The sequence below is a fragment of the Paenibacillus urinalis genome, from assembly GCF_028747985.1.
GTDB classification, from domain to species: Bacteria; Bacillota; Bacilli; order Paenibacillales; family Paenibacillaceae; genus Paenibacillus; species Paenibacillus urinalis.
In genome coordinates, this window is sequence record NZ_CP118108.1 from 3,868,840 (window position 1) to 3,880,576 (window position 11,737).

At 47.8% G+C, this 11,737-nt stretch carries 12 protein-coding genes; 1 reads left to right on the forward strand and 11 read right to left on the reverse strand.

Going from position 1 to position 11,737, the window contains the following annotated elements:
* Position 1: 1 nt before the first annotated feature.
* Entirely contained in the window at positions 2-1,774 is a 1,773-nt protein-coding gene (locus tag PUW25_RS17890; protein ID WP_047910966.1) for a DAK2 domain-containing protein, read from the reverse strand.
* 300 nt (positions 1,775-2,074) lie between these two features.
* Between PUW25_RS17890 and rpmB the strand changes: the two genes are divergently transcribed.
* Positions 2,075-2,263 (forward strand): 50S ribosomal protein L28, encoded by a 189-nt coding sequence (gene rpmB / locus PUW25_RS17895; RefSeq protein WP_047910965.1) that lies wholly within the window; start codon positions 2,075-2,077, stop codon positions 2,261-2,263.
* A 141-nt stretch (positions 2,264-2,404) separates the two neighbouring features.
* On the opposite strand, the gene spoVM is transcribed toward rpmB, so the two are convergent.
* From spoVM to def, 10 genes are all read right to left on the reverse strand, one after another.
* A complete protein-coding gene (gene spoVM / locus PUW25_RS17900) occupies positions 2,405-2,485 on the reverse strand; it encodes a stage V sporulation protein SpoVM (RefSeq protein ID WP_006675261.1) in 81 nt (26 codons plus the stop codon).
* A 170-nt stretch (positions 2,486-2,655) separates the two neighbouring features.
* A complete protein-coding gene (locus tag PUW25_RS17905) occupies positions 2,656-2,919 on the reverse strand; it encodes a hypothetical protein (protein WP_047910964.1) in 264 nt (87 codons plus the stop codon).
* 7 nt (positions 2,920-2,926) lie between these two features.
* Positions 2,927-3,589, reverse strand: a complete 663-nt coding sequence (gene rpe / locus PUW25_RS17910; RefSeq protein ID WP_047910963.1) for a ribulose-phosphate 3-epimerase — start codon at positions 3,587-3,589, stop codon at positions 2,927-2,929.
* A 2-nt stretch (positions 3,590-3,591) separates the two neighbouring features.
* Entirely contained in the window at positions 3,592-4,500 is a 909-nt protein-coding gene (gene rsgA / locus PUW25_RS17915) for a ribosome small subunit-dependent GTPase A (RefSeq protein WP_047910962.1), read from the reverse strand.
* A 110-nt stretch (positions 4,501-4,610) separates the two neighbouring features.
* Entirely contained in the window at positions 4,611-6,806 is a 2,196-nt protein-coding gene (pknB, locus tag PUW25_RS17920) for a Stk1 family PASTA domain-containing Ser/Thr kinase (protein WP_047910961.1), read from the reverse strand.
* The gene (locus tag PUW25_RS17925) at positions 6,803-7,579 is read right to left on the reverse strand and encodes a Stp1/IreP family PP2C-type Ser/Thr phosphatase (RefSeq protein WP_047911231.1); all 777 of its coding nucleotides are present in this window, start codon (positions 7,577-7,579) and stop codon (positions 6,803-6,805) included. The genes pknB and PUW25_RS17925 overlap by 4 nt, the downstream gene beginning before the upstream one ends.
* Before the next feature lie 15 nt (positions 7,580-7,594).
* Positions 7,595-8,647, reverse strand: a complete 1,053-nt coding sequence (rlmN, locus tag PUW25_RS17930) for a dual-specificity RNA methyltransferase RlmN (protein ID WP_047911230.1) — start codon at positions 8,645-8,647, stop codon at positions 7,595-7,597.
* A 169-nt stretch (positions 8,648-8,816) separates the two neighbouring features.
* Entirely contained in the window at positions 8,817-10,265 is a 1,449-nt protein-coding gene (gene rsmB / locus PUW25_RS17935; RefSeq protein WP_081872301.1) for a 16S rRNA (cytosine(967)-C(5))-methyltransferase RsmB, read from the reverse strand.
* A complete protein-coding gene (gene fmt, locus PUW25_RS17940) occupies positions 10,262-11,224 on the reverse strand; it encodes a methionyl-tRNA formyltransferase (protein ID WP_047910960.1) in 963 nt (320 codons plus the stop codon). Before fmt ends, rsmB begins: the two co-directional genes overlap by 4 nt.
* Before the next feature lie 12 nt (positions 11,225-11,236).
* A complete protein-coding gene (gene def, locus PUW25_RS17945) occupies positions 11,237-11,719 on the reverse strand; it encodes a peptide deformylase (protein WP_047910959.1) in 483 nt (160 codons plus the stop codon).
* Positions 11,720-11,737 lie beyond the last annotated feature (18 nt).

An 11,737-nucleotide genomic window follows, 5' to 3' on the forward strand; every position in this document is an offset into this window, starting at 1 on the left:
TTCAGGCTTCTACAGCGAACAGATAAGAGTAGACAGGCTGTCCTCCCTGATGCACTTCCACTTCCGCATTAGGATATTCAGCAGCAAGCCATGACGCGAGGCGGTCCGTTTCCGTCTCTTTCGCTTCTTCACCTGCAAGGATTGTGATAACTTCATCACCGCTTACAATCATCTTACGAAGCAGTTGCTCGCATGTATCCAGAAGTCCTTCTTCGGTAGCCACAATCTTGGAGTCATGAATCCCGATGAAATGGCCAGCTGTAATCTCAAGATCATCAAATGTAGTATCTCTCACTGCATAAGTCACTTGTCCCGAACGGACATGGGCAATGGCTTCAAGCATATTCGACTCGTTTACTTCTGCACTTTCATCCTCCTGGAACGCGAATGCAGCTGAAATCCCTTGCGGAATTGTCTTGCTCGGAACAACAGTTACCTCACGCTCGCCTTCCAGCAGATCTCGGGCCTGCTTGGCCGCCAGCACAATGTTCGAGTTGTTTGGAAGGATAAAGACGTGCTTCGCATCAATGGAATGAATCGCCTTTACAAAATCCTCTGTACTCGGATTCATCGTTTGTCCACCGGACAATACAATATCTATCCCGAGACTCTTGAACACTTCAGATATTCCCTCACCGGATGCAACCGAGATAAAACCAAATGGGGCAAGCTCATCCGCTGGAGGAATCGACGGCTCAGGTGCTGCCTCTTGTTCAGGCGGAATATCTGCAAACAATTCAGGTGCTGGCGCGATATCCATTCCGGCAGTCAGCAGATCACGATGCTGCTCACGCATGTTCAGAATATGGATCTGGGTAATTTCGCCATAGCGAAGTGCCAGATTCAGCACGTCTCCAGGCTGCTTCGAATGGACATGAACCTTGATGACTTCATCATCAGAAATGATAATAATCGAATCTCCATTTACTGACAGCGCTTTCCTGAAATCTTCCTCATCAAAATTTGTTCCGCCTGCATCTCCGAGCTGCCGATTGATAAAAAATTCCATATCATACAAGAATTCAATATCCTCTGTCTCAAGTCTTGCTTGTGCCGAAATCGGCATTTCAGGAGAAATCGGAGTCTTCGGTGCAGCAGGCGGCATTACAGGCGCTGGAGTCGCTTCCTTCACTGGTGTAGAAACGGTTTTCCCCTCTGTGTTCAGCAGGTACTCCATAAAGCCTTCATAAATATATACAAGACCTTTACCACCTGAATCTACAACACCAACCTGCTTAAGTACAGGCAGCATCTCAGGGGTCAAGGCAAGAGTTTCGTTTGCTTTTTTAAGCACTTCGCTCATGAGTTCCGTAATGTCATTGGTCCGTCTCGCATAATAACCGGCATGCTTCGCAGCTTCCTTTGCGACAGTAAGAATCGTACCTTCTACGGGTTTAACTACTGCCTTGTAAGCTGTATCCACACCGCTTTGCAGAGCAGCAGCAAACTGAAGAGTATTCAGCTCCTCATATGGGGCAGCGTAACGGCTAAAGCCCCGGAACAACTGCGATAGAATAACGCCGGAGTTTCCGCGTGCGCCCATAAGCAGGCCTTTCGATAAAATACCTGCACAGCTGCCAATGGAGCTTGCACTGTTTCTTTTTAATTCGGCCACACCGGCACTCATCGTCAAATTCATATTCGTTCCTGTATCACCGTCTGGGACAGGAAATACATTAAGGGAATTGACGTGTTCAGCATGCTTCTGCAATTGATCCGCACCGGCCAACACCATTGCGTTAAAATCTGTTCCATTTAAAGAACGTTTACTCAAGTGAGAATTCCCCTTCCTAGCATGATGCATAAGTACACTACCAGTACTAAAGACTAAGCATGCACTTAACATCCGTTGTTCCCGTCATCAGACGGGCAGCGGCTTTCTTCCGCAGTATTATGGACTATACATCATTGTACTATAATCAAGTATAGAAATAAATAAAGTTTTTGTTTTTATTGACTAAGCTTTTTCCTATATGATATTATATTTGAGTATTGTTTTATGCAGGTATATTGGATTGATTACAACCATTGACCTTGCGGATAACGGTTACTTTCAGAATAGGAGGTGTAATCTATGTCTCGCAAATGTTATGTGACAGGTAAGAAACCTGGTAGCGGTAACCACGTGTCTCACGCTAACAACCGTAACCGCCGTTCCTGGGGCGTAAACGTTCAAAAAGTCCGCATTCTGGTGGACGGTAAACCAAAACGCGTTTATGTTAGCACTCGTGCTCTGAAAGCCGGTAAAGTTACTCGCGTATAGTTGATTTTGAATACAAAGCAAAAAGCACCTTGCCATTATATGACATAGGTGCTTTTTTCATACCCGTATGTTCGCCTGCGATCCTTCAACTGCAGCCTTTTTTACGTTACTAGACGCTATGGAAACCCCTTTTTGAACCTGTTAGCTTTTCTGGAACGTGTTAAGGATCGCTTTTACAAAACCCCCCAAAAACTTTGGAAGCTTAAATGTGTAAAATTTCATAGTTCACCCTCCCATCATCCTCATGCGCTCCACCTTTTATCGTGCCAGAAGCCTTTCCTTCTACTCCGCTTATCCCTAACTGCAACGATGCAAACGAAAAAAAGGCTACATGAGAATCGCGCTCATGTAACCATGTTTATGCAGCATGTGTTCAGCCTATACCACTAAGACTAACTTAATCCTTCTGGAGGATTGGTCATAAAAATATAAGCAGATAAAATGAAGATAAAAAGGATGAAATAAAGCACAGTGAATATGATAAATGATATTCTCACTGACTTTTTATCAAACTTTTTAAAGAACCATATAACAAGGATAATACCGAGTAAGGATACCACTGCATTAATTGGAGAGGGCAGCAGTGTGAATGAGCCCAGCAGTATTCCTGTAACCATACTGGCAAGCGAAGTCCATAGCGCTTCTTTAAGTGTCATTGGTTCGTTATCCCCCAATACTATGCCGGATTTCTCTAATGGCCTCTGCACGGTCTGTACGGCCAAACACCGCGCTGCCTGCAACGAGGACGTCAGCACCTGCATCCACGACTAAAGGCGCTGTCTCCTTCGTAATGCCTCCATCTACTTCAATATGAACGTTTGAACGGCCCAATTCGTTAAGCTCATTCCGGATTTGTCTGATCTTCTGGATCGTTCTCGGAATGAAGGCTTGTCCCCCAAAGCCAGGATTGACTGTCATCACAAGCACCATATCAACATCTCCGAGCACTTCGCTGATCGCGCTGGCAGGTGTTCCTGGATTAATAGCTACCCCAGCCAGGATGCCGTGCTCTTTGATCAAATGAATGACTCTGTGCAGATGGACACAAGCCTCGGCATGAACTGTAATCATTCCTGCGCCTGCCTTAACGAAGTCGGCTATGTAGTTCTCAGGATTCTCAATCATCAAGTGGACATCCAGCAGCAAGCTGGTATGCGGCTTGAGGGACTGTACGATGGGTGCTCCCAGCGTAATGTTCGGAACGAAATGCCCATCCATGACATCAACATGGATCCAATCTGCGCCGGAAGCCTCTGCTTCGGCTACTTCTGCGCCCAGACGGGCGAAATCTGAGGACAGGATAGATGGTGCGATTAATACTGACATGTTTAGTACCTCCGTTTCTTATCTTTCATTTCCTCCAAGAACTGCACATAGTGTGTGTATCTGCTCTCGGCAATGTCGCCTTCTTCCTTGGCTCTGATCACTTGACAGCCTGGCTCATGCGTATGGGTACAGCCGCGAAATTTGCAGCCGCCGGCATATTCACGGAATTCTCTGAAGCAATCGCTCAGCTCCTCTACGCCAATCTCCAGAAAATCCAGTTGACTGAAGCCTGGTGTATCTGAAACAAACCCGCCATTATCCAGTGGAATGAGCTCTACGTGCCGGGTTGTATGCTTACCTCTGCCCAGCTTCATGCTTATAATACCTGTTTCAAGCTCCAGCCCTGGAAGCAGTGCATTCAGAAGCGAGGACTTGCCCACACCTGATTGACCTGAGAAGACGCTGATCTCTCCAGCCAGCCGCTGCTTCAAGCGATCCATTCCTGTGCCTTGACGAGAGCTGGTAATGATGACTTCATACCCTATAGACTCGTACAGACGGACAAGCTGCGCATAACGATCATCAGATTCGTCAGCAAGGTCCATTTTTGTAAGGCAGATCACTGCTTGAAGACCCGCCTGTTCAATATGAACCAGGAACTTGTCCAGCAGCTGAACATTCATATCCGGTTCCTTGAGCGAGAATACCAATACGGCGAGATGCGCATTGGCCACAGGAGGGCGGATCAGCTCGGTATCTCTCGGCAGAATTTCTTCAACCGTTCCTTCCCCGTTTTCGGTAAGCGTATATTTTACATAGTCACCTACAAGAGGAGTAATCCCTCTTTTCTTAAAAACGCCTCTAGCTCTGCATTGAACAGCAGATACATTCGTATCCGGTGTTCCGCGACCTGGAGCAGGTTTAACGTAATAATATCCGCTTAACGCTTTGATAATAACTCCCTCCAGCATAATTCACCGCCCTTTTAGGTTTGAAAAAAATTGAATTCTGATTCTTAATGAAGAACAGGCGCCCCTAAGGCGCCTAGAATGAGGAATGCAGCTGAATTTCAGTAGCCAGGTCACTCTTCACCGTCTTCATCTTCATTCTGATTGTCTCCACGGCCATTGCTGTTATTGCCGTTGTTATCGTTGTTTTCATTGCCCTCATCATTACCATTACCATTATTGCCATTATTACCTTCATTGCTCTCGTTACCCGGATCCTCTGGGTTCGGCTCTTCATCCGGACCCGACCCTTCTTCACCATCTCCCGAATTGTTGTCAGGAGTAACAGCTGGTCCAATCTCCGGTGTGGTAACCGTTCCGTTCTTCGCATCAAAATATCTCACTTCAAATGTATCCATCAGCTGTCCATCACGATAAACGGATACCACTCCATCCTTGTTCGGAGCCAGAACTAGCGGTACGGTCAGCGTTTCTGTCTTCTTGATCGTCTCCGTACCATGCTCTTGGTTCTCTCCTCTGGCATCGGTGAACGTGATACGGATCTTGCTGTTCTTGCCTTCTTCATGAGGAGCTACCGAAATATGATAATTGTACTCGATCGTCTCTGGTGAATACCCCGTGCTTACATAGATCGTAATTTCTTCACCCGGAACAACTGCAGCCCCAGCATCATAAGGCCATTGCTGGGTAACCCTGCCTTTCTCCACTTCAAAGCTTGGCTCTTCTTTAACCGGTGCAACAGTCAGTTTATTCTTTCGAATCAACTCTTCTGCCTCTGCGCGAGTTTTATTGATCAGATCAGGCATTTCGACCATTTCCTGGCCTTTACTTACCCTCAGGGTGATGGTATCTACCTCCGGGTCAAAAGGCTGGCCTTCGGTAACCGATTGTCCAATCACTTCATTAACGGACTCTTCACTGAATTCCTCCGTTTTCTTGATTCGATCTTCACTCATGCCAAGTGCCAGCAATTCCTGAACTGCATCTTCATAATTTCGACCTGTAAGCCCAGGCATGGTTTCCTTCGGCTTCTCCACACTTACAGTAAGGTCAATTAGCGAACCTTTCTTCACGACAGCTCCTTCAGGCCTGCTCTGCTCGTAGACAATTCCCGGATCGACACCTTCTTTATATTCCTGGAGAACCTGATTAACCTCTATCCCTTGCTCAGCAAGCAAGGCTCTGGCTTCTTCCTCGGTCTTATCAATAACGCTGGGCACGGTTACTTCAGGCACAACAAGCGCACTCTCGACATACCAGACAACACCGGCTAGTGCAATCAGGATGAACAGTGTCAACGAGACCCAAAACGCTGCCCGCTTCTTGGATTTTTTCTTCTTGGATTTGCCGTCTGTCACTGCTTCGTCTGGAGCCATTTCAGGTGCATCCGTATAGGATGGCCCGCGTGGTTCCGGCTTGATCGCAGGAATGATACGGGTCTGATCTGTATCGAACTCATCATCGAATACAAGCTTCTCCTCATTCAGGCGATCCGGCAGCAAACAGGTCTCCAGATCGGTCAACATTTCAAGCGCTGACTGATAACGCTCATTCGGATTTTTGCGCATTGATTTAAGAATAATATTCTCAACACTCTGTGGAATCAGCGGATTAACAGCACTCGGCTCCTCGAATTCCTCCTGCAGATGCTTCAGCGCTACACTGATCGGACTCTCTCCAAGAAACGGAAGCTGTCCGGTCAGCATTTGATAGATAACAATACCAAGTGAGTACAAGTCGGATTTCTCACCTGTTACAACACCCTTGGCGTGCTCGGGAGAAAAATAATGCACTGAGCCGACGACTGAGCCGGTCTGCGTAATCGTCGTCGAGGTCACTGCACGAGCGATTCCGAAATCTGTAACTTTGACCCTTCCATTTTTGCCAATCAAAATATTATGCGGCTTGATATCGCGGTGAATAATTTGATTATGATGGGCATGATCCAGTGCATCCGCAATCTGTGCAGCAATTCTGACAGCTTCATCGACTTGAAGCGGTGCACGTTCTTTTATAATTTCATTCAGGTTCTGACCTTCGATATACTCCATCACTATGTAATGGATGTCTTCTTCCTGACCTACATCATAGATACTAACTACATTCGGATGAGACAAGGATGCAGCCGATTGGGCTTCTCGTCTAAACCGACGAATAAACTCGTCATCATGAACGAATTGCTGACGAAGCACCTTGATAGCAACATTACGTCCGAGCAAAATATCGTGCGCTTTGTATACCAGGGCCATTCCGCCTCCGCCGACGCGCTCAATCACTTCATAACGTCCGCTCAGCTGATGTCCGATCATGATTCAACCCCCTCTTCAACAACACTTAAAGGGCCCGCTGGCATTTCAAATAAAGCAACCGTAATATTATCGTCCCCTCCGGCCAGGAGTGCGAGCTGCAGCAGCCTGTCTGCCCGTTCAGACAAAGGCAGATCCGATTGCCCGATCACGGTTGCCATCTGCACACTGCTGACCAGGTTGCTTAAGCCATCACTGCAGAGCATAATTACATCCCCGGCTTCCAGAATGACAGGGTACAGATCCACAGACACATCCTCATCCGTTCCAAGCGCTCGGGTAACGACATTTTTGAGCGGATGTACATGCGTCTCTTCTTCACTGATCTGACCATTCTTGTACAGCTCATTAACTAATGTATGATCATCTGTCAATTGGACGACCTTATCGCCTGTTATTTTGTAAGCACGGCTGTCGCCAATATGGCCAATAATGCCGGAAGCATTACTCATAAGGAGCGCAACGACGGTTGTTCCCATGTTGTGCAGCTTCTCATCCCCAGCCGCTGTACGATAGATGACTTCATTCGCGTGCAGAATGGCATCGCTCAGCGCAGCACTCAGCGATGCCTCTGACAAACCGGGCTCAAGCACCGAGAGGTCATCGGATACCGTTTCTACAGCCAGTCTGCTTGCTGTATCCCCGGCAAGATGTCCGCCCATACCGTCTGCGACAATACCTAATATATATCCCTGATCCAGATGCCTTATCCAGGCGGAATCTTCATTTACCGAACGAACTCGTCCTACGTGACTCACATGCACTGTATTCATCACAGTCATATCCTCACCTCAAGCTTCCTTGTGCTTCTCCATATGCTTCGCACGCAGCTGACCACAAGCGGCTGCGATATCATGACCCTGCTCTCTGCGGATTGTTACATTAACTCCATGATCAGCGAGGATACGCTGGAACTGGAATATATCCTTGCGAGCCGTTCTGATATATTTACGCTCCGGCACATAGTTTACCGGGATCAGATTGACATGGCACAGCATGTCCTTCAGAACACCCGCAAGCTCTTCGGCATGCTCCGGCTGATCGTTAACGCCGCCGATCAAGGCATATTCGAATGTAATACGTCGTCCTGTTTTGCCTTGGTAATAGCGAAGGGACTCCATTACATCATCAAATGGGAACCGGCGGTTAACAGGCATCAGCTTCGAACGCAGCTTATCATTCGGTGCATGGATGGAGATAGCCAGGTTAATCTGGGTGTCCTCATCAGCAAATTTATAAATATTTGGAACAATACCGCTTGTCGACACTGTGATATGACGCTGACCAATATTCAGACCTTTCTCGTGAATCATCGTTCTAAGGAACTTCATCGTCTCATCGTAGTTCTCAAATGGCTCACCCGTACCCATAATTACGATACTGCTCACACGTTCATTGCGTTCATCCAGTATTTGCTGGGAGCGCACGACTTGAGCAATAATCTCACCAGCAGTCAGGTTCCGCTTCAAACCGCCCAGTGTAGAGGCGCAAAAAGTACAGCCGACTCTGCAGCCGACCTGTGTCGTCACACATACACTGTTGCCATAGTTATGCTTCATAATGACCGTCTCAATTGCGTGGTCATCATGCAGTCCGAACAGAAACTTTACAGTACCGTCCTTGGACTCAAACTTCGTAATTTCCGAAAGCGTCACGAATTGAAACTGATCATCAAGCTTCTCGCGTAAAGCTTTCGAGAGATTTGTCATTTCTGAAAAATCATTCACTCTCTTTACATAAACCCAATCGTAGATTTGAGCAGCACGAAACTTCGGCTCCCCATTCTCGACTGCCCACTGCTCTAACTCTTCGAGCGTGTAATCATATATAAAAGGCTTTGTCATTTCATTCACACCTGTTCTTTCCAATTGATCTATAGACATATTATTTCTCATTCTACCCATTTTAGCACATAATTCAGTATTCATCTATGCAGGTCTTTATGCCGGCAACTGCAAAAAGCCGCCAATACCTGACGGTTACTGGCGGCAGTCTTGTTATTGATCCACTTTTTTACGATGTTTCTACCCTTGTCAATCTTGCAATGTAAAATCCGTCGCTATGAAACTGGTGAGGCAGAATTTGAATTCCGTACTCATCCAATATGGCAGAGTGCCGCAGCTCTTCTCTCAGCGACAGATGACCTGCAGGGGCAAATTGATCGTTCTCCTTCAAGAATCGTTCTACGACACCGCCATTCTCAGCATGCTCTGTCGTACAAGTACTGTACACAAGCGTTCCTCCAGGCTTCAACAGCTTGGATACACGGCTTAGCAGCTCATATTGCAGCGCACTGATGGCTTCAACATCCTCTGGGGATTTGGTCCACCTAAGGTCCGGCTTTCTGCGAATAACCCCAAATCCAGAGCAAGGTGCATCGAGCAATATGCGGTCAAACGAAGCTTCCTTGTAGTTGGAAGCCAGATCAAGCGCATCATGGCAGACGGTCTCAATACTGGCGAGCCCCAGCCTTTCCGCTTGTCTATGAATAAGCTCTACTTTGTGAGGATGAATGTCATTAGCAATAATACGGCCTTGATCTTCCATCTTCTCACCCATATGCGAGGTCTTGCCTCCGGGTGCAGCGCAGCAGTCCAGAACGGTCATGCCTGGCTTCGGATCCACCGCTCCGGCCACAAGCATGGAGCTCTCATCCTGTACAGAGAGCATCCCTTCCTTATACCAGTCGGTAAGAGCCATATTCCCCCCACTCTTGACGATAATCCCATCATCACTGAGAAGAGAAGGCTCCACGACAAGTCCTTCCTCCTGCATCTCTTGAATTAGCTTATTTCTCGAGATCATGGTCGTATTCACCCTTACACTGACCGGAGGTGCCTCGTTGTTAGCCCTGCACATCGCTTCAGCTTCCTGCTCTCCGTATTGTTCAATCCAGCGCTGCACAAGCCATTCAGGATGGGAGTGCATCAGTGCGATGCGTTCTGCGGCAGGAAGATCTTCTGGAATCGTCAGCTTGTCCCGGTTTCTCAGAATGTTGCGCAGCACACCGTTCACCATTCCGGATATACCCTGATGGCCTTTGCGCTTGGCGATATTTACCGCTTCACTTACCGCCGCATGATCCGGCACGCGGTCCAAATATAGAATTTGATACAGACTCAGCCGAAGCAGACTGCGAACCCAGGGCTGAAGCTTGGCAAGTCCTTTGGCTACATAGGATTCAAGATAGTAATCCAATGTCTTTTGACGAGCAATGGTGCCATATACCAGCTCCGTGGCTAGTCCCGTATCAGCAGGGGTGAGATTTGCCTGTTTCAGCACTTGATTCAGAAGCAGATTGCTGTAGGCTCCTTCCTGTTCAACCGCAGCCAAGACTTGAAGCGCCGCTTCTCTGCTGGATACCTTGCGCTTACTAGAAGCTGCCGACTGAGCACCGCTCTTCCCTCTACCCTTATTGGATGTATTGCCAAGACGCGGATTATTGTTGTCTCCTGACTTCACTTCAGCACCGTCCCTGCTGTGAGCGATCCGCCGCGGGCAAAATCACCGGCAGCCATCGCCTTCTTCCCGGCAGGCTGCACCTCTGACAGCCACAGAGAGCCGTCGCCTGTCTTCACTTCAATGCCAAGCTTGGACATCCCAAGCACCGTTCCGGGCTCTGCATTCTTGCTGGCATTTGATGCTTGAAGGTAAGGCTCTGGTAGCTTGGAAGGATTGATAGTGCCCCAGACTTTGAATACCTGCTCGTCCCATAATGTAAATCCTCCAGAGTATGGAGTAAGCCCCCGTACCTGGTCATAAATTTGACGTGATTGACGAGACCAGTCGATCTTCTCATCCTCTCGGGATAGGTTCTTCGCATAAGTTGCCTCATCCTCCTTCTGAGGAGTGGCCTGCACTTTTCCCTTAGTCAGATTGGGCATCTCGCGCATCAGCAGCTCTGCTCCAGCAAGGCTGAGCTTCTCAAACATCGTACCTGAAGTATCCTCATCCTCAATTGCGACCTCTACCCTAGAGATCATATCACCGGTATCTAGACCTTCAGCCATGTACATCAGCGTTACTCCCGTAACCTTCTCACCATTCATGATCGAACGCTGGATCGGTGCACCTCCCCGATATTTCGGCAGTAACGATCCATGAACGTTAACACATCCGTACTGAGGCATATCGAGCACGGATTTCGGCAAGATTTGTCCAAAGGCAGCAGTAACAATGAGATCCGGCTTCCATTTGGCAAGCTCTGCTACAGATTCTTCATTACGAAGCCTTGCCGGCTGAAACACGGGAATACCGTGCTTCAGCGCAGCTTCTTTGACCGGAGGCGGTGTCAGAACCTTTTTTCGTCCTTGAGGTTTATCCGGCTGAGTCACTACAAGGCTGATGTTGTATCCTTCCTCAAGCAATCTCTCAAGTGAAGGCACAGCAAAGGCCGGTGTTCCCATAAAAACGATGTTCATTTCCATACCTCCTTATTTACCGCGATTCGGTTCAGCTCCGATTTCATACACTTTTTCTGCGAGATCTGTAAACAAAACACCATTGAGATGATCGATCTCATGCTGGAACGCTCTCGCGAACAAACCACTGCCCGTAACCGTAAATTCTTTGCCATCGCGGTCAAGACCCTTTACTGTTACCGTTTCAGCTCTGCGGACATCTCCGTTGTAGCCTGGAATGCTCAGACAGCCCTCCGGTCCAAATTGCTCTCCTTCCGAGCTTACAATCTCAGGGTTGATCATTTTGATCAAACCGTGATCATCGCCAACATCGACTACGATCAGCCGCTTCAAGATGCCGACCTGCGGTGCAGCAAGACCTACACCATCCGCATCATACATTGTCTCCGCCATATCATCGAGCAATTTTTGGACATTAGGTGTGATCTTCGTTACTTCCTTGGCTACCTTGTGCAATACCTCATCCGGTTCTTTTACAATCAATCGAATTGACATGCTGCTAAACACCTTCCT

Excerpts from the sequence above, each read along its gene's own strand:
- rpmB (WP_047910965.1), top strand. The coding sequence starts at position 2,075 with ATGTCTCGCAAATGTTATGTGACAGGTAAGAAACCTGGTAGCGGTAAC.
- spoVM (WP_006675261.1), bottom strand. The coding sequence starts at position 2,485 with ATGAAATTTTACACATTTAAGCTTCCAAAGTTTTTGGGGGGTTTTGTA.
- PUW25_RS17905 (WP_047910964.1), bottom strand. The coding sequence starts at position 2,919 with ATGACACTTAAAGAAGCGCTATGGACTTCGCTTGCCAGTATGGTTACA.
- rpe (WP_047910963.1), bottom strand. The coding sequence starts at position 3,589 with ATGTCAGTATTAATCGCACCATCTATCCTGTCCTCAGATTTCGCCCGT.
- rsgA (WP_047910962.1), bottom strand. The coding sequence starts at position 4,500 with ATGCTGGAGGGAGTTATTATCAAAGCGTTAAGCGGATATTATTACGTT.
- pknB (WP_047910961.1), bottom strand. The coding sequence starts at position 6,806 with ATGATCGGACATCAGCTGAGCGGACGTTATGAAGTGATTGAGCGCGTC.
- rlmN (WP_047911230.1), bottom strand. The coding sequence starts at position 8,647 with ATGACAAAGCCTTTTATATATGATTACACGCTCGAAGAGTTAGAGCAG.
- fmt (WP_047910960.1), bottom strand. The coding sequence starts at position 11,224 with ATGAACATCGTTTTTATGGGAACACCGGCCTTTGCTGTGCCTTCACTT.
- def (WP_047910959.1), bottom strand. The coding sequence starts at position 11,719 with ATGTCAATTCGATTGATTGTAAAAGAACCGGATGAGGTATTGCACAAG.